The organism is Mesorhizobium sp. WSM1386 (genome assembly GCF_055901595.1).
The window spans coordinates 777355-801826 of sequence record NZ_CM148373.1 but is presented as its reverse complement, the minus strand read 5'-3'; the positions used below and the strand labels follow the sequence as shown (position 1 = coordinate 801826).

Here is a 24472-nt window from a genome sequence, read left to right as displayed (position 1 = left end):
GGCCGGCAGGCCAGAGGGGGGCGCCAAGGATCGCAACGGTTGCAAATGCGGATGGATCACCCCCGCTTCAACACCTTCCCTCTCTTGAAAAAATCCTCCCACGGGTCGGCTTCCTTCAACTGCTTCGTCGTCGTCTTGTCGCCGATCGGGAAGGCATTGGGCGCCAGTCCGGCCTCGATTTCGGCCCAGGTCACCGGCGTCGACACGGTGGCGCCCTTCTTGGCGCGCGAGGAATAGGGCGCGACTGTTGTGGCGCCCCTGCCATTGCGCAGATAGTCGACGAAGATTTTCCCGGTGCGCGCCTTTTTCGACAGTGTCGCCGTATAACGGTCAGGGGCGGCCTGCTCGAGCGCCCTGGCGAAATCATGGGCGAAATTCTTGACCTCGTCCCAGTCCGCCGAGGGCTTCAGCGGCACCAGCACATGATAACCCTTGCCGCCCGATGTCTTGACGAAGTTCGGCAGCGACAGCTCGTCGAGCTTGTCCTTGATATCCAGCGCGGCGTCGCGCACCTTCTTGACGTCGACGCCTTCGTCGGGATCGAGATCGAAGATGATCTGGTCGGGCTTTTCGATCTCGTCGACGGTAGAGCCCCAGATATGAACTTCGACAACGCCGTACTGGACCAGCGCGGCGATGCCGTCGAAATCCCGGATGAACAGGATCTCCTCGCCGTCCGTCGGGTCCTTCATCCGGGCTATCTTGTCGCTCATCCCGGCCGAGGCGTGCTTCTGGAAGAAGCGCTGGCCGCCGACGCCATCGGGCGCCCGCACCAGGCTGAGCGGCCGGTTGATCACGAAGCGCTCCATGCGCGGCCAAACCTGCGCGTAGTGATCAAGCAGGCCCTGCTTGGAGATTTTTTCGTCGGGCCACAGCAGCTTGTCGGGATGAGAGAGTTTTACCGTGGTTGTCATCGCCCCGGCAGGTTTGCCAGCGCCGCTGGGCGCGGATTTCGCCCTGGCTGAGCTCTTGCCTCCTGGTTCCTTGCCGTCTGGTTCCTTGGCCCCTGATGTCTTGAGTGTCGCCGCCCTGGGCTTTTCCTGCACGACTTCCTCCGCCGGCTTGTCCTCGCGCAGCCCCTGGAACGAGGCATGGCGTATTATACGGTCCGATGTCCAGCTGCGGAACTCCACTTCGCCGACAAGCTCGGGTTTGACCCAGACCAGCCCCTTGCCCTTGGGCACGGCTGCGTCGAAAGGCGAGGTATTCGCCTTCAGCCCATCGAGTTTCTTCTTCAGATCGTTGGCGCTCCTGGTGGAGAAGCCGGTGCCGACGCGGCCGGCATAGTGTAGGCTGCCACCCTCGTAATAACCGACCAGCAGCGAGCGCAGCCCGCGCCCGGTCTTGTCCGACGGCAAATAGCCGCCGATGACGAATTCCTGCCGCGCCGTGCATTTCGACTTCACCCAGCTAGGACCGCGCCCGCTGCGATAGGGCGCGTCGGCGCGTTTGGAGACGACGCCCTCCAGTCCCATGCGGCAGGCATGCTCCAGCATGATCTTGCCGGGCTCGGTGAAATGGTCGGAGAAACGCACCGCCGCGTTCTCGGATGGCTTGCCGAGCAGTTCCTGCAGGGCTTGCTTGCGCTCGACCAGCGGCTCGCGGCGCAGGTCCTTGCCGTCGAGGCGCATCAGGTCGAAGACATAGTAGATGAAGCGGTTTGTCCGCTTCGCCGACAGATCCTGCTGCAGCAATGAAAAGGACGAAACGCCGCTGTCGGCCAGCACGACGACCTCGCCGTCGATGATGGCGTCGCTGCACTTCAGGCGAGCGAGTTCGGCAACGATCTCGCCGCCGAATTTCTCCGTCCAGTCGAGGCCGGCGCGGGTCAAGAGCCGCACCTCCGTGCCGGCGATCTGTGCCTGTATGCGATAGCCGTCGAACTTCACCTCGTGCAGCCAGTCCTCGCCCGACGGAGCCTCCCGTTCCAGCGTGGCAAGCTGCGGTTCGACAAAGTCGAGTTTCCGGCCCGCGGCCTTCGCCTTGCTGGCGGCCGGCCTGTTGGAATGCCAGACTTTCGGTTTCTCGCCCCTGGCGGCCTTGCCCGCGCCGACCTCCTCGATTGTCAGGCCCGACTTCACCGATTGCGGCGCCTCCTGAAGGATATCCTCGCCCGGACGCGCCGCCGCATCGTCCGACTTGATCAGCAGCCAGTTGTCGCGCTTCTCCCCCGGGCGCGGCCTCAGCCGCACCAGATGCCATGAGCCATGCAACTTATGGCCCTTGAGCTCGAAGTTGATATGGCCCTTCTTCATCGCCTTGGCCGGGTCGGTCTCGGGAACCCATGTCCCCTCGTCCCAGACGATGACAGAGCCGCCGCCATATTCGCCCTTGGGAATGGTGCCTTCGAACCCGGCATAGTCGATCGGGTGGTCCTCGACGTGGACGGCGAGCCGCTTTTCATGCGGATCGAGGCTCGGGCCGCGCGTCACCGCCCAGCTCCACAGCACCCCGTCATGCTCGAGGCGGAAATCGTAATGCAGCCTGGTCGCCGCATGCTTCTGGATTACGAAGAGACCGCCACCAACCTCGCCCTTCTTGCCGCGCGCGACCTTGCCGGCCGGTTCGGACGTCTTCTTGAAGTCGCGCTTGGAATGATACTGTTCGAGTCCGGCCATTATTCCCTGGTCCTCAAGCTTCCCTGTCCCTCAGGCCGATTTGCGTTTGGGCGCGGCGGTTTTCGGCTTGGCGCGTTTGGCTGCCGGCTTGGGTTTCGCCGACGAAGACGCTTTCGATGACCCGGAGTCCGACAAGCTCTTCTTCAACGCGTCGAACAGGTTGATGACATTGGAAGGTTTTGGCGCGGCCTTTGCCTTCGGCGCCTTGTGGCCGGCCTTCTTGGCGCGGATCAGCTCGAGCAGCGCGTCCTCATATTTGTCGTCGAATTTCGACGGATCGAACTTCGCCTTCTTCTTGTCGATGATCAGTTCGGCAAGATCGGTCATCTCCTGGTCGGTCTTCACCGCCTCGATCTCGCCGAACACGGTATCGGGCTGGCGCACCGTGTTGTCATAGCGCAGCGTGGTCAGCACCATGCCCTTGCCGAGCGGCTCGATGACCACAGGACGTTCGCGTCGGTAAAGCACGATGCGCGCCAGCCCGGCCATCTTCTTGCCCGCCATGGCGTCGCGAATGACGGCAAACGCTTCTTCCGACACCTTGTCGCCCGGCGCGACATAATAGGGCGTATCGAGATAGACCTGCTGGATCGAGGCCTTGTCGACGAAACCGTCGAGGCTCATCGTGTGCGAGGATTCGATCTGCACCGCCTCGATCTCGTCTTCCTCGATATGGATGAATTCACCGTCGTCGAGTTCATAACCCTTGATCTCGTCATCGTCGCCAAGCGGCTCGCCGGTCTCGGCGTCGACATAAATGCGCTTCACCGTATTGCCGGTCTTGCGGTTGAGGATGCGGAAAGACACCCTTTCGGTGTGGGTGACGACATTGGTCAGTTCGACGGCGCAGGTGACCAGCGACAGCTTCAGATAGCCCCTCCAGGCAGGACGCGGCGCCATGACAACTCCCTTCAGGAACGCGATGAAGGTGAGAACGGATGGCGCGCGCTCCAGTTCCTTGCCAGTTCCCTGATCGCTTGATGTTCGAGCACTTTGAAGTCAGGCCCGCATCGAAGCGTCCAGAACGGAAATTTCACAGGCGCGGCGGAAATTGAAACAGAACCGCGCGCGGGCGACATTCAAACGAAACATATGTGATGCAAAAGTCACACTGGGCGAAATGGCGACAAAAGGCACCGAAACACCCCGAATCAGCCGCATTCCGGCCACGAAGCAACGGGTTTTCGACCAGAAATTAACATCACGTTCACCGACTATTCACGCCTCGATGCTATCATTCTCGCAATTCGGAAGGGACATCCGAAAATCGGGACAGGGACAGGGTAAATGAACTTCCTCACGCACCTCATCGGCTATGCCGCCGCCATCCGCGAATTCGTCGCGCCGACCTATCGGCCCGAGCGCTACTACATGCGCGGTCCCGGTCCGGCTTGCGCCCGTCGCGGCACGTCGCTGGGCGCGCACTGACCATGACGTTCGAGAGCCGCCACAACAGCCGCATCTGCAGGCCCGGTGCCAACGCGCGTGCCACCACCTATCGCGCCGAGCGTCCCGTTCTGGGTGACCGGGTCCTCAGTGACGGACGGCGTGCGACATCGCCACGTCTTTGATCCCGCTTGCGGCTACCTTAGTGTCCCGGGACACGAGCAGCCGAGGCCCGCGTGACCGATCTTCCCCAGTCAAATCTGCCCCAATCAAGTCCTCTGAGCCGTCAGGTACAAGCCGTCAGCTGATCGTCTTCGATGGCGTCTGCGTGCTCTGCTCCGGCTTCGTGCGCATGGTGGTCAGGCTCGACCGCAAAAGCCGCTTCCGCTTCGCCACCGCCCAGTCGCCTTTCGGCGAAGCGCTGTTCAGGAAGCACGGGCTGCGCACCGACGCTTACGAAACCAATCTCGTCCTTGTCGACGGTGCCGTCTTCACGCGGCTCGACAGTTTTGTCGCCGTCATGGCGGAACTCGGCTGGCCGTGGCGTGCGGCCAAGGCGCTGTTGCTGCTGCCGCGCCCGCTGCGCGACTGGCTCTACGAGCGCGTCGCCAAGAATCGCTACGCCCTGTTCGGCAAAAAGGACAGCTGCGACGTCCCATCCGCAGGACTGCGCGGGCGGTTCCTTGGCTAAATGGCGATCGCGCCGCGCAATTGGCGTCGCCTGACACGCTATCGCGGCTGGCTCGTGCCACCTGCCGCGCACGGCTCCAGCGTGATGGAGCCGCCGGCCTCCTTGCCGAACTCCCGGCAGCCCTGAACCGTGCACAGTGTCCAGCCGTTGCCAGTTGCGCCGGAGGCGGCGAGAGAGACGTGACGCTGCGGCCCAACCTTCGGGGCATAGGCCCACCAGCCGTCTTTCAGCACCGCGCCCTCCGGTGGCTCCATGCCGGCGCCCGAACCCTTGATGCGCGCCTCGACCACTTGCAGGCCGGACGGCGTCACCTTCCAGTCTTCCTCCCATCGCGTCCGTTCCACCGAATGCGTCCACGACAGCGTGAAGGCGGCGACCGCCAGCGTCACCGTCTTGCCGGCGGCAAGGATGCACAGGCTCATGTGGTGCTATTTCTTTGCTTGAGCATGATCTCTTCCGAAAACCGGATTCCACTTTTCGGGATCATGCCCTGGCTCGCCGTGCCCGCCAGCAGTGCCAGCCGATCCAGGCAAGCGACAGCGCCCAGCCGGTTTCGTCGGTGAGCGGCAGCGCCGCGACCAGAAGCACGCCGCCGGCGAAGGCGACAAGCCGTTCCCACCACGCCATGCGGGTGACGAGGAAACCGACGGCGGCCGCCCCCCACAGCACGATGCCCATGCACGCCTTGACGACGATATAGGCGACCTCGACGGGATAGCCGAACTGGGCGGCGATCGGCCCGGCGTCCTGCAGCATCAGCGCCGGCGTGTAGACAGCCATGAACGGCACCACGAAGCCGGCGATCGCCAGCTTGGTTGCCTGGATGCCGATCTTGAGGCCGCTCTCCTTGGCCATCGGTGCCGCCGCGAAGGCAGCCAGCGCCACCGGCGGCGTCAAATCGGCCATGATGCCGAAATAGAAGACGAACATATGGCTGACCACCAGCGGCACCCCGAGCGACAGCAGCGCCGGGCCGGCCAGCGACGAGGTGATGATGTAGTTCGGGATGGTCGGGATGCCCATGCCGAGCACCAGGCAGGTCAGCATCGTCAGCACCAGCGACAGGAACAGGTTGTTCTCGCCGATCGAGATGATCCAGCCGATGAAGGTCGATGCGATGCCGGTCAGTGTCAGCGTGCCGATGACGATGCCGACGATGGCGCAGGCGATGCCCACCGGCAGCGCGTTCTTGGCGCCCTCGGCAAGTGAATCGACGCAGATCCGCAGCGTCGCGCGCCCACCCTTGAATGTGGCGCAGGCGATGATCAGTGCGGCGATGACCAGGCTTAGGACGTTGACGCCGAACTTCATGAACGAGGCGGCAGCAAGCCCGAGCGCCAGCCAGAAGACGATGCGGAAGGCGAGCGGCCCGATCGCCGCCGCCAATGGCGTGCCGAGGATGAGCACGATGGTCAGCGCCAGCCCCATCGTGCCGGCGAAGACCGGCGTGTAGCCGGCGAACAACAGATAGATCAGCGCGGCCAGCGGCAGCACCAGCGGCCAGTGCTGCCGCACCGCGTCCCACGGGTTGGGCAGGTCCGCCTTGGCCATGCCGTGCAGGCCGGCCTTGCCGGCCTCCAGATGCACCTGCCAGAAGCAGGCGCCGAAATAGAGCATTGCAGGGATGATCGCCGCCTTGACGACGTCGGCATAGGGAATGTTCAGCGTCTCGGCCATGATGAAGGCGACCGCGCCCATTACCGGCGGCATGATCTGGCCGCCCATCGAGGACGTCGCCTCGACCGCGCCCGCGAAGGCCGGGCGGAAGCCGAAGCGCTTCATCAGCGGAATGGTGAACTGACCGCTTGCCACCACATTGGCGACGCCGGAACCGGAAATCGTGCCCATCAGCGCCGACGACAAAACGCAGACCTGCGCCGGGCCGCCGCGCCATGAACCGACGAGGCCGAGCGCGGAATCGTTGAACAGCGCGATCATGCCGGCGCGTTCGAGAAAGGCGGCGAAGACCACGAAGATGAAGATATAGGCCGCCGAAACGTAGATCGGCGTGCCGTATATGCCTTCCGTGCCGTAGGCGAAGGTGTCGACCAGCTGGGCGAAGTCGTAGCCGCGATGGATGAAGGGCGCCGGCAAATGGTTGCCGAAGAAACAATAGGCGAGGAAGATGAAGGCGATTGTTGCGAGCGGCAGCCCCATCAGCCGCCTGGCCGCCTCGAACACCAGCACCACCAGCACCGCGCCGACGATCAGGTCCGGTGTGGTCAGGAAGCCGGAGCGCCGGATGAGATCGGAATAGAACATCCAGTTGTAGAGGCCGGTGCCGAAGCCGAGCGCGCCGAGCGTCCAGAACATTGTTTTTGCTGCCATGCTTTTGGCGCGCAGATTGGCGATCAGGGCAAAGCCGAGGAGCAGCAGGAAGCCGACATGCATGGCCCGCACCACCTGGCTCGGAAGGCTGCCATAGGCGGCGATGTAGACCTGGAAGACGGAAAAGGCGACGGCGATGACAAACGCCGCCTTGCCGGCGATGCCATCGCCGAACCCCGGCGGCAGGCCTTCGACTTGCTCTTCGGCGACAGGGAGATGGAAAGTACTGGAGGATTTGCTGTCGGCTGGTTCGCTCATCCGACGCACTCCCAAGCAAGCGAACTGCAGCGCGAGGCGCCCCCCTCTGCCCTGCCGGGCATCTCCCCCTCGAGGGGGGAGATCAGCGGCATCGATGTCGGCGCAGGTTTTGCAAAGTTTGGCGAAGAACATAACAACGGCCAATCTCCCCCCTTGAGGGGGAGATGCCCGGCAGGGCAGAGGGGGGCGCTTAGCGAAGACATCTCAGATAAGCCGAGCGAACCTTGCTACTTCACCAGCCCCTTCTCCTTGTAATACCGCTCCGCGCCCGGATGCAGCGGCACCGGCATGCCGTCGATCGCCTTGGCCGGATCGATGCCCTTGGCGGCGGCGTGCGCGGCGGCAAGCTGGTCGAGATGGTCGAACATCTGCTTGGTCATCTGGTAGGCGGTCTCGTCGGAGACATCGGCGCGGGTGATGAGGAAATTGCCGACGGCGGCGGTGGCGACGTCCTCGCTCTGGCCTTCATAGGTGCCCTTGGGAATGACCACCGACAGATAGGGCGCGCCGATCTTGGCGACGTCCTCGGCCGGCACGGCAACGACGTTGATCGGCACCGAGGTGGCGAGGTCGCGGATCGAGGCGACGCCGAGTCCCGCCGACTGCAGCGTGGCGTCGAGCTGGCGGTTCTTGATCAGTTCGACGGATTCGGCGAAGGGCAAATATTCGACCCGGCCGAGATCCTCGTATTTCAACCCTGCGGCGGCGAAGATGGCGCGCGCGTTGAGTTCGGTGCCGGAGGCCGGCGCGCCGACCGACAGGCTCTTGCCCTTGAGGTCGGCAAGCGTCTTGATGCCGGACTCCTGGCTGGCGACGATCTGGATGTAGTTGGGATAGATGGCGGCGATGCCGCGCAATTTGTCGAGCTTGCCAGGGAAGCCGGCCTCGGCATTGCCTTCGGCGGCGAGCTTGACGGAATCGCCAAGGGCAAACGCGATCTCGCCCTTGCCCTGCTGCAGCAGATTGAGGTTCTCGACCGACGCCTTGGTCGCCTGCACCTGCGTGCGGGCGCCCGCGATGCCCTTGCCGTAGATCTCCGACAGCGCCACGCCGAGCGGGTAGTAGACGCCCGAAGTGCCGCCTGTCAGTACGTTGATGAATTCTTGCGCGCCGGCAGAAACAACGCCAAGGCCAAGCGAAAGCGCCACCGCGCTGGCTGCAACAAATCTCGTCCTGAAATGGAACATCTGGTTTCCTCCCTGAAAAGATCGACCGCACCACCTCCTCGGTGCGAACCGGGCCAAGTTTAGACAGCGAGCCGCAAATGCCAACCGGCAATCGCAGCCATTAGACGAACGGTTGAGTGCATGGGCGACACCTTCCGGCTTGCGCTAGGCGCGGCCACGGCCGAAAGATTTTCACGGCACCTGTCGAAATCGGCCGACACCGCACGACATACGTCTGGCCCCGCAAGACGCGGCCTTCCAAACCACGGGAGAAAACCCATGCGATACATGCTTTTGATCAACAATGACGAAGCCGCGCTGGCGAACACGCCGGTCGAGAAGGCCCAACAGATGAGCGCGGCCTATGCCGCCTACACCGAAGCGTTGAAGAAGTCCGGTGCGTGGCTGGCCGGCGAAAGGTTGCGTCCGACCCAGGCAACCACCTCGGTGCGGATCGCCGACGGCAAGACCAACGTCATCGACGGCCCCTATGCCGACACCAAGGAGCAGCTTGCCGGCTTCTACATGATCGAGGCGGCCGACATCGATACCGCCATCGAATGGGCGGCGCGCTGTCCGGCGGCCAGCACCGGCACGGTGGAGTTGCGGCCGATCTGGGAAATGGCCGACTACATGCCCAAGAAATGACGATGTGCCGGGAAATAGCGATGTGATGGACAGTCGTCCGGAGATCGTCCGGGCGGCGGCGGAAGCGGCCGCCCGGCAAAGCTATGGCAAGCTGGTCGCCTGGCTGTCGGCGCGCACGCGCGACGTGGCCGCCGCCGAGGACGCGCTGGCCGATGCCTTTGCCGCGGCGCTCGAACGCTGGCCGAAGTCCGGCGTGCCCGACAAGCCGGAAGCCTGGCTGCTGGCGGTGGCGCGCCGGCGGCGTGTCGATGCGGTGCGGCGGCGGCTGACCAGCGAAGCCGGCCGCGAGCATCTCAGGCTGATCGCCGAGGAAGCGGAGGCGCGCATGACCAACGAAGACTTGCCCGACGAAGACATGCCCGACGAACGCCTGCGGCTGATGTTCGCCTGTGCCCATCCGGCGATCGAATCGAGCGTCCGCGCGCCGCTGATCCTGCAGACCATTCTGGGTTTCGATGCCGCGACCATCGCCTCCGCCTTCCTGGTCTCGCCGGCGACGATGGGCCAGCGCCTGGTGCGTGCAAAGACCCGAATCCGTGAAACCGGCATTCCGTTCCGCGTGCCGGAGCGGGCCGAACTCGGCGAGCGGCTGGACGCGGTGCTGGAAGCCATCTACGCCGCCTTCGCCGAAGGCTGGTCGGACCCGGCCGGCACCGAAACACAACGCCGCAACCTGGCGACCGAAGGCATCTGGCTCGGCCGGCTGGTGGCCTCGCTGATGCCGGATGAGCCGGAGGCGCTCGGTCTGCTTGCGCTGATGCTGTTTGCCGAGGCCCGCCGGGCTGCCCGGCGCGATGCCGAAGGCGACTTCGTGCCGTTGGCGCAACAAGATTGCGAGCTGTGGGACCGTGCCCTCATCAATGAGGCGGAGGTGCTGCTGTCCCGCGCCGCGCAGAGCGGCGTCATCGGCCGTTACCAGCTCGAGGCCGCAGTCCAGTCGGCGCACGCGGCGCGACGGCTGACCGGTCGCACCGACTGGGTGGCGATCCGCGAGCTCTATGACGCGCTGTTTTCGATCGCCGGATCGCCCGTCGTGGCGATCAACCGTGCGGTGGCGGTCGCCGAGGCCGAGGGCGCCGTGGCGGGACTGGCGGCCCTTTACGTGCTGGGTGACGACAAGCGCCTTGACGACTATCAGCCCTATTGGGCCGCGCGCGCCGGGCTTCTGGCCAGGCTCGGGCAAGTGCCGCAGGCCAGCCAAGCCTATGATCGGGCGATAGGCCTCGAGCGCGACCCAGCGGTACGGCGCTTCCTGCAAGGCAAACGGGCAGCGCTGCGAAATTGACCTTCAGCCCGGCCACATCTCGTGCGAGATGTTAAGCGTCTTCATCAGCGGATGGCCGCGCAGCTTCGCCCACAGGCGTTCAATGTTCGGCCATGCTATCCGCGCGGTCTCAATGTCTGGATGCCAGGCCACCAGCATGACGAGATAGATGTCGGCCAGCGACAGGCCGTCGCCGACCAGCCAGTCACGGCCTTTGAGCGCGTTGTCGAGAACGGCGAAGCCACGATCCATCTCGGCGACCGCCGCCTGCTTTACGGCCTTCGTGCCGTCGGCATCGGACGTGTAGCGATGGGCATAGTACAGCCGCAGGATCGCGGGGTAGAGCGCCGACGACATGAAGGCCATCCAGCGCAGGAAATCGACGCGGGCCGGCGCGCCGATCGCCGGCGCCAGGCCGGCCTCGGGATGGCGCTCGGCCAGCAGGATGCAGATCGCCGCCGATTCGGTCATCGACTGCCCGTCCGGCAAGGTCAGCACCGGCACCTGGTTCAGCGGGCTGATGTCGAGGAAGGCCGGGTCCGGCCGGTCGGTCTTCGGCACGTCGATCTGCTCGAACGGCGCGTTCGCCAGCGCCAGCGCCGCCTCGACGACGAAGCCGCCGCTGCCGGGCCGTGTGTAGAGTTTGTACATTGGATTCTCCCCCGGCCCGCACCAATCAGGCCGTAGGCGATATGGACCGGAAGCAGGGTGGGGCTCAAGCGAGCGGCGGTCGCCAGGGCTGATTTTTCAGCGGGCCAGATGGCTGGTCGATGCAGAACTTTCTATGCTGTCGGGCCAGCGCCCCCCTCTGTCCTGCCGGACATCTCCCCCACGAGGGGGGAGATCAGCTTCGCCACCGATTTCGCCAATCGCAGGCGGTGCGAGAAAGGCGGGACGACCAACACGGCCAATCTCCCCCCTCGTGGGGGAGATGCCCGGCAGGGCAGAGGGGGGCGCGAAGGATCTCGGCGCTTAAGTTCCGCGCGCCTACGCCCCCAGCCCTTCGAACAGGATCGTCGACAGGTAGCGTTCGGCGAAGTCGGGGATGACCACGACCAGGGTCTTGCCCTTGTTTTCCGGCCGCGAGCCGACGACGATTGCCGCCTGCAGGGCGGCACCCGACGAAATGCCGACCGGCACGCCTTCGAGGCGGGCGACGAGACGGGCATTGGCGACGGAATCCTCGTTCGAAACCTTGACGATCTCGTCATAGATCTTGGTGTCGAGGATTTTCGGCGCGAAGCCGGCGCCGATGCCCTGGATTTTGTGCGGACCGGGCTGGCCGCCCGACAGCACCGGCGATGCCTCCGGCTCGACGGCGACGACATGCAGCGAGGGCTTGTGCTTCTTCAGCACCTGGCCGACGCCGGTGATGGTGCCGCCGGTACCGATGCCGGCGACGAAGATGTCGACCTCGCCATGCGTGTCGTTCCAGATCTCCTCGGCCGTCGTCTTGCGGTGGATCTCCGGGTTGGCCGGGTTTTCGAACTGCTGCGGGATGATCGCGTTGGGGATGGTCGCGGCCAGCTCGTCGGCCTTGGCGATGGCGCCTTTCATGCCTTTCGGGCCCTCGGTCAGCACCAGTTCGGCACCGAGCAGCGCCAGCATCTTGCGGCGCTCGACCGACATCGTCTCCGGCATGGTCAGGATCAGCTTGTAGCCCTTGGCGGCGGCGGCGAAGGCGAGCGCGATGCCGGTGTTGCCCGAGGTCGGTTCGATCAGCGTGGTCTTGCCGGGAGAAATCTTGCCGGCCGCTTCCAGCGCCTCGATCATCGCCACGCCGATGCGGTCCTTGACCGAGGCGATCGGGTTGAAGAATTCGAGCTTGGCGACGAGCTTGGCGACGACGCCCTTTTCCTTGGCGAATTTGTCGAGCCGCACCAGGGGCGTGTCGCCGATCGTGTCGGTGATGGAATTGTAGATGCGGCCGCGGCCGGGGGCGCGGGCGGAGGTGACAGGCTTGTTCATTGGTTTCGCTCCCAGGAGTCAGGCAAGTAATTTCAGGCAATTGGGCAAAGGGCCTTCGGTCGCGCAAGATAGACCGTCAGCGAAGAATATCCGAGTGGGGCGCATGTCTAAAGCGCCTCCGTCTCGGAAAAGCGTTTTCCGAAAAGGCCGATATCTGGAATATTTTGGCCGAGCAGAGGCTATTGGCGGGCAGCGATCGCCGCCGCGGCGCCGACCATGAAGCCGGCGGCGGTGCGGTTCAGCACCCTCAACGCACGCGGCGATTTCAGGAACCAGCGCGCCTTGGCGGCCAGCGCAAGGTAGGGCACCAGCACGACGAACAGGACGACGATCGTCAGCGCGACGAGAATGCCGTAGTCGGCCAGCGTGATGGTCTTCAGGTCGACGATGGTCGGCGTGATCGCCAGGTAGAAGATCATCGTCTTCGGATTGCCGAGCGTGACGGTCAGCCCGGCGGCGAAGCTCGACGCCAGTCCACCCTTGCCCTTCCGGGCTTCGACGGTTTCGGGTGTGATGCCGGCGGTCCAGAAGCGCCAGCCGAGGAAAGCGAGATACGCGACGCCGGCCCATTTGATCGCCAGGAACACCATGCCGAAAGTCTGCGCGACGAAGGCGAGGCCGAGCACCACGGCGGTCAGGTAGGTGAGGTCGCCGAGCATCAGGCCAAAGGACATGGCCAGCGATGAGCGGAAGCCGGAGCCGAGCGCCCGGGCGACAAGCGCGGTGACGCCGGGACCGGGAATGGCGGCGGCGATGCCGAGGGCGGCACTGTAGGCGAGAAAGCCGGTGAGGGTCATGGCTGGTGGTCCCGGATTGGCCTGCCTTGTCGCATGGAACGGACCAGAATTGAATTCCCTGAAGTCGGATTCCATTACACCAGACATCTGTGACACGTCGCGAAGGCCTCCTATCCGGCGCGCTTCGCGACCACCTATGCCCGGGGCGAGTCCGGGTGAGGGGGCCAGCGCTGCCCAGCAAGACTCGTCAGGAACGGCCGCCATCGTAGGTGACGCGCCAGATGGTGCCGTTGCCGTCTTCGGTCACGATCAGCGCGCCATCCTTGGCCACAGTCACGCCGACCGGCCTGCCCCACACCTCGCCGTTGGAGACGACGAAGCCGGTCATGAAATCCTCGTATTCGCCGGTCGGCTTGCCATCCTTGAACAGCAGGCGCACGACCTTGTAGCCGGTCCTGTTGCCGCGGTTCCAGGAGCCGTGCAGGGCGACGAAGGCATCGCCGCGATATTCCTTGGGAAACCCGGTGTTCGCGGGCAGGTCCTTGCCGTCGTAGAAGGCGATGTTGAGCGGCGCCGAATGCGCCTGCATCAGCACATCGGGAATATCGACCTTGCCGGCAAGGTCGGGGCGCTCGCCCTTGTGGCGCGGATCTTCGTTGTTGCCGATATAGTACCAGGGCCAGCCATAGAAGGCGCCTTCCCTGACCGATGTGGCGTATTCGGCTGGCACATTGTCGCCGAGCGCATCGCGCTCGTTGACGACGCACCACAGCGCGCCGGTCGCCGGCTGGACGGTCATGCCCGAGCAGTTGCGCAGGCCGGTGGCGACGGTGCGGCCGTTCTTGCCGTCGGGGTCGAAGGCCTGCACGTCGGCGCGTCCCTCTTCGGAGCCCCAGCTGGCGCCGAGCGGCTTTGACTTGATCCATGCATCGAGTCCGCCCCTCGGCCTCTTGCCCATGTCCCCGGCGGCGTTCGAGCCCGAGCCGACCGACAGATAGAGCGTCTTGCCATCGGGCGAAAAGGCGATGTCGCGGGTCCAGTGATGGTTCGATGGAATGTCGTCGACGATGGTTTCCGGGTCGGCGGATGCCTTGAGATCGCCATTGCGGTAGGCAAAGCGCACGATGCTGTCGCTGTTGGCGACATAGACCCATTGCGGGTCGCTGCCCGGCGGGTAGAAGGCAATGCCGTAGGGCTGGTTGAGATCGCCGGCGAAGATGCTTTTCTCGGCGGGCTTGGCGCTGCCCTCGGTCAGGCGGTAGACGCGGATCTGGTTGGCTTCGCTGTCGGCGACGAACAGGTCGCCATTGGGTGCCGCGCGTACCACGCGCGGATTGTCGATGCCGGACGCGATCAGCTCGGCCGAAAAGCCTTCCGGCAGTTGCGGTTTGGCGTCCGCCGGCCTTTCGGCAAGGCCGGCGCTGTTCGAGGCCGACTTGGCGAGATTGGGCTTCGGCAGGTCTTCCGGCTTGATCAGGCGGCGCACGCCGGGCTTGTCGGCGCGCCAGTCGCCAAAGGCGGCCGGACCCTTCAGCACCGGCTGGTCGGCCTGCTGGGCGAACGCCGCGGTCGCGAGGAGCAGTGCGGAAAGCCCCAGTCCGGCCATTCGGGTCCCAGCGATCATTGTCGTCCCTCCACCTGGTCGCGAAGGAAGTATCAACGGCCGGTTTGTCCCTGGGTTCCGTCTTGCTTCCGGGTTCAGGTCCCGGCGGCGTAAAAATCGTCGTCGAGGCGCTTTTCCAAGGCGACGAGATCCGCCGGCAGCGGCAGGCCCATGGCGCGCATTTCGCGCAGCTTCTCGCGCAGCTGTTCCTGGATTTCGTGCTGGTCTTCCGGCTGGTTGACCATTTCCTCCAGCAGCAGGCTGATCCGGGCCTTGAACTCTTCGAGCGCCATTCTTTTTCTCCTTGGCGGCCAGGAAGCGCAGGAAGTCGCCGCTCGCAGGCCGGCTGAATATCAATACACCTAGCGCAGCATGCGCGATATCAGCTGTGCCGTGTAATCCACCATCGGCACGATGCGCGCGTAATTCAGCCGGGTCGGGCCGATGACGCCGAGCGCCCCGACGACGCGGGCATCCTTGTCGCGATAGGGCGCGACCACCAGCGACGAGCCCGACAGCGAGAACAGCTTGTTTTCCGAGCCGATGAAGATGCGCACGCCCGATCCCTGCTCGGCCAGGTCAAGCAGCTGGATCAGCCCGTCCTGCGTCTCCATGTCCTCGAAAAGGTGCCGCAGCAGTTCGATATCGGCCTGCGCGGTGACGTTTTCGAGCAGGTTGGCCCGGCCGCGCACGATGAGCCGCGCCGGCAGGCCGCTTTCGGCGCCCGCCCATACCGCCAGCCCCTTCTCGACGAGATCCTGCGACAGCGTGTCCAGCGCAGCCCTTGTCTCTTCCTTGATGCGGGCGATCTCGGTCCGTGCCTCGGCCAGCGTGCGGCCCCGAATATGCGCGTTGAGGAAATTCGAGGCCTCGTGCAATTGCGAGACGGTGATGCCGGCGGGCAGCTCGACGACGCGGTTTTCGACGTCGCCATTCTGCGACACCAGCACGGCAAGTGCCTTGGTCGGCTCCAGCTGGATGAATTCGATGTGCTTCAGCGCCACCTCGTTCTTGGCGGCCAGCACCAGGCCGGCGCCACGCGACATGCCCGACAGCATCTGGCTGGCCTCGGTCAGCATATGCTCCAGCGTCGCGCCCGAGCCCGAGGCCCGCACCTGTGCCTCGATGGTGCGGCGCTCCTCGTCGGAGAGGTCGCCAAGTTCCATGAAGGCATCGACGAAGAAACGCAGGCCCGCCTGCGTCGGCAGCCGGCCGGCCGAGATGTGCGGCGCATAGATCAGCCCGAGGTGTTCCAGGTCGCTCATCACATTGCGGATGGTGGCCGGCGACAGCGAGGAGGGCAGGATGCGCGACAGGCTGCGCGAGCCCACGGGCTCGCCATCCCTGAGATAGGAATCGACGATGCGCCGGAAGATGTCGCGTGAGCGCATGTCGAGTGATTGAAGTGCGGGCGATTGCGAACTCGGATCGACTGCCTTGGTCATACGGCCAAAAACCTCCTTGTTCAGGATATAGACTTCGGCACGGTGGGCGCAACCCGGTGTCTGCATGAGATCGCCCGGCGTCTGTGTCAGATCGCCCGGTGCCTATGTCGGGCCATTTTCCTTTGCGCCCTAGGCCTGGTGAGGCTACAAGCCGGCCAAGATTCCGAAAATGACAAGAAAGAAGCCTGAATGCGCCCCTCCAAACGCCAATTCGACGAAATGCGCGCCATCTCCTTCGAGCGCGGCGTCTCCAAGCACGCCGAAGGCTCGTGCCTGGTGAAGTTCGGCGACACCCATGTCCTGTGCACGGCGAGCCTCGAGGAGAAGGTGCCGGGCTGGATGCGCAATTCCGGCAAGGGCTGGGTGACAGCCGAATATGGCATGCTGCCGCGCTCGACCGGCGAGCGCATGCGCCGCGAGGCATCCGCCGGCAAGCAGGGCGGCCGCACGCTGGAAATCCAGCGTCTCATCGGCCGTTCGCTGCGCGCCGTGGTCGACCTGCAGGCGCTGGGCGAACAGCAGATCACCGTCGACTGCGACGTCATCCAGGCCGATGGCGGCACCCGCACCGCCTCGATCACCGGCGGCTGGGTGGCGCTGTACGACTGCCTGCGCTGGATGGAAGCGCGGCAGATGACCAGCGTTTCCAAGGTGCTGAAGGACCATGTCGCGGCGATTTCCTGCGGCATCCATGACGGCCAGCCGGTCATCGACCTCGATTATATCGAGGATTCCTCGGCCGGCACCGACGCCAATTTCGTCATGACCGGCAAGGGCGGCATCGTCGAGATCCAGGGCACCGCCGAGGGCGAGCCGTTCTCCGAAGGGCAGTTCGCGGACTTGATGGGCCTGGCCAAGAAAGGCATCCAGCGCCTGGTGAGTTTGCAGCAGATGGCGGTGGCGTAGGGTCAAATGGCGAGCTTAAGCGCCCCCCTCTGCCCTGCCGGGCATCTCCCCCTCGAGGGGGGAGATCGGCTATGGTTGCGGGTTTCGCCAATCATCAACGTTGAGGCGCCGTCAGCGAAACTGCCAATCTCCCCCCTTGAGGGGGAGATGGCCGGCAGGCCAGAGGGGGGTGCCTCGTGACTCCCTCTGCCATTCTTGAGTCAGCGCTCTACGTCACAGACTTGCACGCAGCCGAACAATTCTATCGCGACACCCTCGGCCTTCACCTCCTCGGCAAGGTCGATGGCCGCCACCTCTTCTTCCGTTGCGGACCCGGTGTGCTGCTCATCTTCAACGCCGAGGCGACCAAGATCCCACCCGCGCCCGATGCCAAGCTGAAGGTGCCGCCGCATGGCACGGTCGGCGAAGGCCATCTCTGCTTTGCGGCGACCGCCGTGGAAATCGCGGCCTGGAAGGCCCATCTCAAGACTAAGAACGTCGCCATCGAAAGCGAATTCGAATGGCCGCAAGGCGGCCGTTCGATTTATATACGCGACCCCTCGGGCAATTCGATCGAGTTTGCCGAGCCAAGAATCTGGGGCCTTTGATGCATTCGCCAACTGTTCACTCACTCGATGGCAAGAAGATCGTCGTTGCCAGCCACAATGCCGGCAAGCTGCGCGAATTCGCCGATCTGATGGGACCGTTCGGTTTCGAGGCGAAGTCGGCCAAGGACTATGGCCTGCCGGAACCGGACGAAACCGGCACCACATTCGAAGAAAACGCCTACATCAAGGCGCTGGCCGCCGCGAAGGCGACCGGCCTGCCAGCGCTATCCGACGATTCCGGCCTGTGCGTCGACGCGCTCGACGGCGCCCCCGGCGTCTACACCGCCAACTGGGCCGAAACCCCCGACGGCGGCAGGGATTTTGCCATGGCCATGCAGCGCACCGAAGTGGCGTTGCAGGAAGTCGGAGCCGCGTTGCCGGAGCAGCGCAAGGGCCGCTTCGTCGCCGTCATCTGCCTCGCCTTCCCCGACGGCGAGGCCGAATATTATCGCGGCGAGGCCGAAGGCACGCTGGTCTGGCCGCCGCGCGGCGAGCTCGGCTTCGGCTACGACCCGGTGTTTCTGCCGGATGGGTTCGACAAGACGTTTGGCGAGATGAGCGCCGAGGAAAAGCATGGCTGGAAGCCTGGCCAGTCGACCGCGCTGTCGCACCGTGCCCGTGCCTTCCAGAAATTCGCCCAGGCACGATTGGATCTGGCGAGATTGGGCGAGGCATGAGCATGCTGCTCGACCGGGCCCCCGGCTTCGGCGTCTATGTGCATTGGCCGTTCTGCGCGGCCAAGTGCCCCTATTGCGACTTCAACAGCCATGTCCGCCACCAGCCGGTCGACCAGGAGCGCTTTGCTTCTGCCTTCGAGGCGGAACTGGCGACGATGCGCCAGCGCACCGGCCCGCGTGAGGTGACAAGCATCTTTCTCGGCGGCGGCACGCCCTCGCTGATGAAGCCGGAAACCGTGGCCAGGGTTCTGGACGCCGTGGCCAGGAACTGGACCGTGCCTGACGGCATCGAGGTGACGCTGGAAGCCAACCCGTCCTCGGTCGAGGCCGAGCGGTTTCGCGGCTACCGGACGGCCGGCGTCAACCGCGTCTCGCTTGGCGTGCAGGCGTTGAACGACAAGGATCTGCGCTTTCTCGGCCGCCTGCACAATGTCGAGGAAGCCTTGCACGCCATCGGGCTGGCGCGGGAAATATTCCCGAGGCTCTCCTTCGATCTCATTTACGCCCGGCCCGGCCAGACGCCGGAAGCCTGGGCATCCGAGCTCGAACAGGCGATCGGCCATGCCGCCGACCATCTGTCGCTCTATCAGCTGACCATCGAGGAAGGCACGCCCTTCCACGCGCTGCACGCGGCGAAGAAATTCATCATCCCCGACAACGACCACGCCGCCGACCTCTATGCGTTGACGCAGGAGATCACCACGGCGCATGGTTTGCCGGCTTATGAGATCTCAAACCACGCCCGGCTAGGCGCCGAAAGCCGCCACAATCTGACCTACTGGCGCTATGGCGAATATGTCGGTGTGGGTCCCGGCGCGCATGGTCGCTTCGTCGAGCATGGCCGCCGCACGGTGACGATCGCCGAGCGGATGCCGGAGACCTGGGCCAATCTGGTCGAGGCCAAGGGCCACGGCATCACCGGGGGCGAGATCCTGACGCGCTCGGAGGAGGCCGACGAGTTCCTGCTGATGGGGCTGAGGCTGGCCGAAGGCATCGACCTTTCGCGCTACGAGGCGTTTTCCGGCCGCGGCCTGTCGAGCGCGCGGCTGTCGGTGTTGCAGGGCGAAGGACTGGTGGCGCCGATCGGCAATACGCGGCTGCGCGCCACGCCGGCCGGCATGATCGTGCTCGACGCCGTGGTGGCGGATTTGGCGCGCTAACTTTGAAAAACGTCCTCTTCGTCTGCAGCCAGAACCGCTTGCGCAGTCCCACGGCCGAACAGGTCTTTTCCAAGCGCCGGGATATCGAGGTCGCGTCGGCGGGAACCAACCACGACGCCGATACGCCGCTGACGCACGAACTGGTCGCCTGGGCCGACATCATCTTCGTCATGGAAAAGGTGCATCGCACCAAGCTGCAGAAGAAATTCAAGGCCAGCCTGAACAAGGCCCAGGTCATCTGCCTCGATATACCCGATAACTATGAGTTCATGGATCTGGAGTTGATTGACCTTCTGAAGGCGCGCGTTTCACGCTATCTCGGTTGAAACCCGAAGCGCGAGGCCCGAATGAACCTGACCTTCTCCTCCTGGCAATTCTGGGCGCTGCTGTCCGCGGCCTTCGCGGCACTGACGGCGATCTTCGCCAAGGTCGGCATCGAGAACATCAATTCCGACTTCGCCACCTTCATCCGCACGGTGATCATCCTGGCCGTGCTCGGGGCGATCCTGCTGGCCAGCGGCCAGTTCCAGTCGCCGTCCACGATCTCGGCAAAGACCTGGCTGTTCCTCGGCCTCTCCGGCCTGGCGACCGGGGCCTCCTGGCTCTGCTATTTCCGCGCGCTGAAGATCGGCAATGCGGCGCAGGTGGCGCCCATCGACAAGCTAAGCGTCGTGCTTGTGGCGGTGTTTGGCGCGGTCTTTCTCGGCGAGCGCCTCTCCGGAGCGAACTGGCTTGGCGTCGCCCTTATCGCGGCGGGTGCTGTGCTGGTCGCCTATCGGGGGTAGCGGCACGCCATGGCGTGCGCTCTTCGTTTCAAGACGGGTGATGAAGATATCGAAGCGATTGGGCATCGTCCGGTCAGTGCTCCGTCGTGCTGTGGGGTTCGGTGTCGGAATGCCTGATGGTTGTCGGCACGGTGCTCATCGGCAAGTCGCGTGCGGGCCGCTTGGTCGGGCTGGCGTCGGTCTCGGCAGGCAGCCGCTTGTCCTTGGCAACGCGGTTGCGGCCGGCATAGTAGGGCTCGAAAGCGTCCTGTATCTTGAGGCTGTCCATCATCTCCTCCCGGGGAATTAGGGACTAAATCTGCCAAACCCGGTTTCGTTCCCTACTGTGGCAAAGGAATGGCAAGGAGTTTCCATCAGCCATCGACACGATCGGGCAGGAGTTCCGCGCAGAGGCATTAACGCACGGGTGATGCGCTGGGCAGGTCTGACTGGAATTGGTTCTTAAACCCCGCTGATCGGGGAAGTGCAGACTTGAATGTTGGTCCGGCTTTCAGGTTCCGCGAGGGGACAGAGGGTTTAGAATCCCCGCCGCGGCATCGATGCTCCGTTCAACGGCCAAAAACCCGCCGGACGGAACCGGCGGGCTTTCAGTATTACATCAGGATTGTCAGTCCACCGTCTTGGACGGAGGCGACCCAAGGGCGACGACAGCCGATAGCCGCTCTCTCTTAACCAGCGCAGGCTTCTCATAGATTTTCTTCATGGCACATTCCCCGCAGTTTTCTCGATGACAGAGATGCCGTCCGCCGCCTCCTGTTGTCAAGTCGGCACGAGAGAACCGTCGGGCAGCGGCCGCGGTGGGCGGATCTCCCTTGGTAATCTGGCGGCTTTTCGATTGCCAGCCGACGCCAACCGCTGCACTGGTGTTTCCTTGAGCCGCGCAACAATAGGGAAGGGACAGATATGATAAAGCAGCCTGTCCCGGCGTCGGCTGTAATCGGTGCCTCCGCAGACAACGGCCGTGGCCTGCCGATTACGGCGATTTTCTTGCTGAACATCGATAGACACACAGGTGCGCTGCTTGCCGGATGGGTAGGGTCGGGCAACCGTATCGGCGCCATCGTCCACCTTGGTCTCCAACGCCGGCCAAAGGGCTCTGTTGTCGGCAACTTCCGAAGAAGCCTGCAGCGCAGGTTTCGGCTCAAGCGGTATCTGGGCAATGTCCCCGTCAAGCTGATCGAATTTAGCAGACCGTATGATTGGGATGCGCTCGAGCGCCAATTGTCGGGCATCAACTCCGATGTGCTGATCTCCTATGCTTTCCCGAGCTTGATTCCACAGCGGGTGCTTGCCGGATTTCGCAAGGGCGGGCTCAATCTTCATCCTTCGCTGCTCCCCAATTATCGTGGCCCGCACCCCGTCCATCGGATGGTTGTTGACGGCCAGCATCTGGCTTGTGGCGGGGTGACGCTGCACAAGATGTCGGCAGGTTACGATGAGGGTGACATTCTCGCGCAGGTGGCGTTTTCTGAAGCGGACTGGGCGTCGAAACAGACCTTGGCGCACGCTACCGCGGCCGCTTTCCGACTGCTTGTGAGCGATGCGGTGCCGGCCTATTGCCGAGGCGCCCTGTCCGGAATGCCGCAGCCGGTCGGTGACTTCATATGGGCGCGGCTGGAGCCCGCCCATATGATGATCTCACCTTCCATGCCCATGGAACATGTCGCACGGCTATGGCACGTATTGGGGATAGCGCCCGGCATCTATCTGTCGACGGAAGCGGGCAATGCGAGGCTCGGATTCCAGATACGAAGATTGGGTCCCCCGACAGGAAGGGCTCCAATCAGGCGATGGGCAAGCATCGAGTTTGATCTGGCCGACGGCAGGGTTGTTCACCTCACCTATAACCGCCTGCTCAAGCGGCTGGTCAAGATGCACGCTGTCCTAGCATCCGCCAGGCTCGGAGAACCGGATCTTGAAATACGGTTTTTCGACCGATCGACGTGAGCTTTTGCAAGCCCGCGCCAGCCATGCCAAATAAGATTTGGCATGGCCAAACAGGCCGAAGGGAGAGTTGATCAGTGACCGGTGAGACGGGCAAGCGCAGCTATGTGGTCGGGCAGGCCGAGATCACGGCCCGGCCGCTGGAGCCGGCGCTCTATCTGGTGGCAACGCCGATCGGCAATCTCGCCGATATCACGCTGCGCGCGCTGGAGACGCTGGCCGCCGCCGACATCGTCGCCTGCGAGGACACGCGGGTGTCGCGCGTGCTGCTCGACCGCTACGGCATCCGCCGCCGCACCACGGCCTATCACGAGCACAATGCCGGCGAGGCTGGGCCGAAGCTGATATCGGCGCTTCAGGCCGGGCAGAGCGTGGCGCTGATTTCCGATGCCGGCACGCCGCTGGTATCCGATCCCGGCTACCGACTGGTCGGCGAAGCGCTCGACCAGGGCATTCGCGTGGTGCCGATCCCCGGCCCGTCGGCGCCGCTTGCCGCGCTGACGGCGTCGGGTCTGCCGTCGGACGCTTTCCTGTTCGCCGGCTTTTTGCCGGTCAAGGTTGGCCAGCGGCTGTCGCGGCTGGAAGCGCTGAAAGCCGTGCCGGCGACGCTGATCTTCTTCGAATCGCCGCGCCGGCTGGCTGAGTCGCTCGGCGCCATGGTTGAAGCCCTGGGCGGCGAACGCAAGGCCGCTATCGGCCGCGAATTGACCAAGACCTTCGAGGAGATGCGCACCGGCACGCTGCAAGCGCTGGCCGATCACTATGCGGCGGCCGATACGCCGAAGGGCGAGATCGTCGTCTGTATCGGTCCGGCAGAGGCCAAGGCGGACGAGCCGGCCGATATCGACCGGTTGCTTTTGTCGCTCGCCGCCGAGATGCCGGCCTCCAAGGCGGCGGCGGAAGCGGCCAAGATGACCGGCGGCCAGAAGCAGACGCTTTACCGGCGGCTCCTGGAACTGAAGGATATGGAAGGCAGCGGTGGCTGAGCGCCCGACCGCCAGCCGCCAAAAGGCCTATCGGCGCGGCCATCGCGGCGAATGGCTGGCCGCGGTGGCGCTGATGCTGAAGGGTTACCGGATCCTGGCGCGCCGCCACCGCACCCGCTTCGGCGAGATCGACCTCATCGCGCGGCGCGGCGACCTCGTGCTGTTCGTCGAGGTCAAGGCGCGCCGCACGCTGATGGAGGCCATGGAGGCGATCGGTCATGAATCGGAGCGCCGCATCGAGGGGGCGGCCGACATCTGGCTGTCGCGGCAGGCGGATTATGGCAAGCTGTCGATGCGCTTCGACATGGTCGCCGTGCTGCCCTGGCGCTGGCCGGTGCATGTCGAGAACGCGTTTTATGGGAGGAGTTAGAGGGTTACTTGCCGGCGTTGCTCGCCCTTCGCTGGCTCAGGGCGTTCGTCGTTCGGAAAGCCAAGCAGTTGGCTTTCCGTCCGCTACGCGGACCACTCCTCACCCCCAGATCATCAACGCCACCAGTCCGACGCCGCCGACCACCAGCCGCCACCAGCCGAACAGCGAGTAGCCGTTGCGCGAAACGTAATCGAGCAGGAAGCGCACCACGATGAGCGCCGTGACGAAGGCGGCGACGAAGCCGATGGCGATGATCGGCAGGTCGGCACTGCTCAGCACATTGCGGTTCTTGAACAGGTCGAAAGCGAAGGCGCCGACCATGGTCGGAATGGCGAGGAAGAACGAAAACTCCGCCGCCGCCCGCTTGTCGACACCCAAAAGCAGCGCGCCGACGATGGTCGAGCCCGAGCGCGAGGTGCCGGGGATCAGCGACAGGCACTGGAACAGGCCGATCTGCAGGTAAAGCCGGGTCGGAAACCGCTCGACGTCGCGATAGACCGGCTTGAGGTTCATGCGGTCCACCGCCAGCAGCACGATGCCGCCGATGATCAGCATGATGCAGATCAGCCTTGGCGATTCGAACAGCACCGTCTTGATGAAATCATGCGCCAGCGCGCCGATGATCGCCGCCGGCAGGAAGGCGATGAGGATGCCGATGACGAAATGCCTGGTCAGCCGGTCGTGCGGCAGTTCGAGCAGCATTTTCCAGAGGCGGCGGAAATAAACGCTGAGGATCGCCAGGATGGCGCCGAGCTGGATCAGGATCTCGAAGGCCTTGCCGGTCGAGTGGAAACCGAGGAAATGGCCGGCGAGCAGGATGTGGCCGGTCGAGGACACCGGTATGAACTCGGTCAGCCCCTCCAGCAGGCCGAGCAGCAGGGCTTCGACGAAGGTCTGGCTTTCCATGGCTACCTCGGCATTTGCGTGATGGCTGACAGAACGGCT

Annotated in this window: 26 protein-coding genes; 13 read left to right on the top strand and 13 right to left on the bottom strand. The window is 64.4% G+C overall.

Going from position 1 to position 24472, the window contains the following annotated elements; genetic code table 11:
* Positions 1-56: 56 nt before the first annotated feature.
* Both ligD and ku read right to left on the bottom strand, forming a co-directional pair.
* On the bottom strand, positions 57-2618 hold the full coding sequence (gene ligD / locus AC0NIH_RS03800; RefSeq protein WP_473466493.1) for a DNA ligase D: 2562 nt from the start codon (positions 2616-2618) through the stop codon (positions 57-59).
* Between the two features lie 30 nt (positions 2619-2648).
* Entirely contained in the window at positions 2649-3518 is an 870-nt protein-coding gene (gene ku, locus AC0NIH_RS03795; RefSeq protein ID WP_023768709.1) for a non-homologous end joining protein Ku, read from the bottom strand.
* A 387-nt stretch (positions 3519-3905) separates the two neighbouring features.
* On the opposite strand from ku, the gene AC0NIH_RS03790 reads away from it, so the two are divergent.
* Both AC0NIH_RS03790 and AC0NIH_RS03785 read left to right on the top strand, forming a co-directional pair.
* Positions 3906-4046 carry a hypothetical protein gene (locus tag AC0NIH_RS03790; protein WP_013892047.1) on the top strand — a complete coding sequence of 47 codons (141 nt, stop codon included), beginning with the start codon at positions 3906-3908 and terminating at the stop codon, positions 4044-4046.
* A gap of 286 nt (positions 4047-4332) precedes the next feature.
* Positions 4333-4695, top strand: a complete 363-nt coding sequence (locus tag AC0NIH_RS03785) for a thiol-disulfide oxidoreductase DCC family protein (protein WP_473466497.1) — start codon at positions 4333-4335, stop codon at positions 4693-4695.
* A gap of 38 nt (positions 4696-4733) precedes the next feature.
* On the opposite strand, the gene AC0NIH_RS03780 is transcribed toward AC0NIH_RS03785, so the two are convergent.
* The 3 genes from AC0NIH_RS03780 to AC0NIH_RS03770 form a co-directional block, all read right to left on the bottom strand.
* Entirely contained in the window at positions 4734-5117 is a 384-nt protein-coding gene (locus AC0NIH_RS03780; protein WP_473466499.1) for a DUF1850 domain-containing protein, read from the bottom strand.
* A gap of 61 nt (positions 5118-5178) precedes the next feature.
* Positions 5179-7281, bottom strand: a complete 2103-nt coding sequence (locus AC0NIH_RS03775; protein ID WP_473466501.1) for a TRAP transporter permease — start codon at positions 7279-7281, stop codon at positions 5179-5181.
* 227 nt (positions 7282-7508) lie between these two features.
* A complete protein-coding gene (locus tag AC0NIH_RS03770) occupies positions 7509-8468 on the bottom strand; it encodes a TAXI family TRAP transporter solute-binding subunit (protein WP_473466503.1) in 960 nt (319 codons plus the stop codon).
* Between the two features lie 258 nt (positions 8469-8726).
* Here AC0NIH_RS03770 and AC0NIH_RS03765 point away from each other — a divergent pair, with 258 nt between their 5' ends.
* Together AC0NIH_RS03765 and AC0NIH_RS03760 are read left to right on the top strand one after the other, a co-directional pair.
* On the top strand, positions 8727-9095 hold the full coding sequence (locus AC0NIH_RS03765) for a YciI family protein (RefSeq protein WP_013892042.1): 369 nt from the start codon (positions 8727-8729) through the stop codon (positions 9093-9095).
* 25 nt (positions 9096-9120) lie between these two features.
* A complete protein-coding gene (locus tag AC0NIH_RS03760; protein WP_473466506.1) occupies positions 9121-10380 on the top strand; it encodes an RNA polymerase sigma factor in 1260 nt (419 codons plus the stop codon).
* 3 nt (positions 10381-10383) lie between these two features.
* On the opposite strand, the gene AC0NIH_RS03755 is transcribed toward AC0NIH_RS03760, so the two are convergent.
* The 6 genes from AC0NIH_RS03755 to hrcA all read right to left on the bottom strand — a co-directional run bounded on the left by AC0NIH_RS03755 (position 10384) and on the right by hrcA (position 16112).
* Positions 10384-11010, bottom strand: coding sequence for a glutathione S-transferase family protein (locus AC0NIH_RS03755; protein WP_473466509.1), 627 nt, complete (start codon positions 11008-11010; stop codon positions 10384-10386).
* Between the two features lie 336 nt (positions 11011-11346).
* Complete coding sequence (gene cysK, locus AC0NIH_RS03750) at positions 11347-12327, bottom strand: cysteine synthase A (RefSeq protein ID WP_473466511.1); 981 nt, start codon at positions 12325-12327, stop codon at positions 11347-11349.
* Between the two features lie 179 nt (positions 12328-12506).
* Positions 12507-13124, bottom strand: coding sequence for a LysE family translocator (locus AC0NIH_RS03745; protein ID WP_473466513.1), 618 nt, complete (start codon positions 13122-13124; stop codon positions 12507-12509).
* A gap of 187 nt (positions 13125-13311) precedes the next feature.
* On the bottom strand, positions 13312-14688 hold the full coding sequence (locus tag AC0NIH_RS03740; RefSeq protein ID WP_031249998.1) for a PQQ-dependent sugar dehydrogenase: 1377 nt from the start codon (positions 14686-14688) through the stop codon (positions 13312-13314).
* Between the two features lie 74 nt (positions 14689-14762).
* Complete coding sequence (locus tag AC0NIH_RS03735) at positions 14763-14960, bottom strand: hypothetical protein (RefSeq protein ID WP_013892036.1); 198 nt, start codon at positions 14958-14960, stop codon at positions 14763-14765.
* A 69-nt stretch (positions 14961-15029) separates the two neighbouring features.
* Positions 15030-16112 carry a heat-inducible transcriptional repressor HrcA gene (hrcA, locus tag AC0NIH_RS03730; protein ID WP_023765306.1) on the bottom strand — a complete coding sequence of 361 codons (1083 nt, stop codon included), beginning with the start codon at positions 16110-16112 and terminating at the stop codon, positions 15030-15032.
* A 189-nt stretch (positions 16113-16301) separates the two neighbouring features.
* Between hrcA and rph the strand changes: the two genes are divergently transcribed.
* From rph to AC0NIH_RS03700, 6 genes are all read left to right on the top strand, one after another.
* On the top strand, positions 16302-17018 hold the full coding sequence (rph, locus tag AC0NIH_RS03725) for a ribonuclease PH (protein WP_013892034.1): 717 nt from the start codon (positions 16302-16304) through the stop codon (positions 17016-17018).
* Positions 17019-17194: 176 nt separating this feature from the next.
* The gene (locus AC0NIH_RS03720; RefSeq protein ID WP_473466515.1) at positions 17195-17605 is read left to right on the top strand and encodes a VOC family protein; all 411 of its coding nucleotides are present in this window, start codon (positions 17195-17197) and stop codon (positions 17603-17605) included.
* Positions 17605-18282 carry an RdgB/HAM1 family non-canonical purine NTP pyrophosphatase gene (gene rdgB, locus AC0NIH_RS03715; RefSeq protein ID WP_473466518.1) on the top strand — a complete coding sequence of 226 codons (678 nt, stop codon included), beginning with the start codon at positions 17605-17607 and terminating at the stop codon, positions 18280-18282. The genes AC0NIH_RS03720 and rdgB overlap by 1 nt, the downstream gene beginning before the upstream one ends.
* Positions 18279-19442, top strand: coding sequence for a radical SAM family heme chaperone HemW (gene hemW / locus AC0NIH_RS03710; RefSeq protein WP_473466519.1), 1164 nt, complete (start codon positions 18279-18281; stop codon positions 19440-19442). The genes rdgB and hemW overlap by 4 nt, the downstream gene beginning before the upstream one ends.
* Before the next feature lie 2 nt (positions 19443-19444).
* A complete protein-coding gene (locus AC0NIH_RS03705) occupies positions 19445-19768 on the top strand; it encodes a low molecular weight protein tyrosine phosphatase family protein (protein ID WP_473466522.1) in 324 nt (107 codons plus the stop codon).
* Between the two features lie 21 nt (positions 19769-19789).
* Positions 19790-20227, top strand: a complete 438-nt coding sequence (locus tag AC0NIH_RS03700; protein WP_473466524.1) for an EamA family transporter — start codon at positions 19790-19792, stop codon at positions 20225-20227.
* 73 nt (positions 20228-20300) lie between these two features.
* Here the strand turns inward: AC0NIH_RS03700 and AC0NIH_RS03695 are convergent, their stop codons facing one another.
* On the bottom strand, positions 20301-20495 hold the full coding sequence (locus AC0NIH_RS03695) for a hypothetical protein (RefSeq protein WP_473466527.1): 195 nt from the start codon (positions 20493-20495) through the stop codon (positions 20301-20303).
* A gap of 635 nt (positions 20496-21130) precedes the next feature.
* Between AC0NIH_RS03695 and AC0NIH_RS03690 the strand changes: the two genes are divergently transcribed.
* From AC0NIH_RS03690 to AC0NIH_RS03680, 3 genes are all read left to right on the top strand, one after another.
* Positions 21131-22174 carry a formyltransferase family protein gene (locus AC0NIH_RS03690; protein ID WP_473466529.1) on the top strand — a complete coding sequence of 348 codons (1044 nt, stop codon included), beginning with the start codon at positions 21131-21133 and terminating at the stop codon, positions 22172-22174.
* Positions 22175-22248: 74 nt separating this feature from the next.
* On the top strand, positions 22249-23157 hold the full coding sequence (gene rsmI, locus AC0NIH_RS03685) for a 16S rRNA (cytidine(1402)-2'-O)-methyltransferase (protein ID WP_473466532.1): 909 nt from the start codon (positions 22249-22251) through the stop codon (positions 23155-23157).
* Positions 23150-23527 carry a YraN family protein gene (locus AC0NIH_RS03680; protein WP_023765317.1) on the top strand — a complete coding sequence of 126 codons (378 nt, stop codon included), beginning with the start codon at positions 23150-23152 and terminating at the stop codon, positions 23525-23527. The genes rsmI and AC0NIH_RS03680 overlap by 8 nt, the downstream gene beginning before the upstream one ends.
* A gap of 99 nt (positions 23528-23626) precedes the next feature.
* On the opposite strand, the gene AC0NIH_RS03675 is transcribed toward AC0NIH_RS03680, so the two are convergent.
* On the bottom strand, positions 23627-24433 hold the full coding sequence (locus AC0NIH_RS03675; protein ID WP_013892025.1) for an undecaprenyl-diphosphate phosphatase: 807 nt from the start codon (positions 24431-24433) through the stop codon (positions 23627-23629).
* Between the last annotated feature and the right edge of the window lie 39 nt (positions 24434-24472).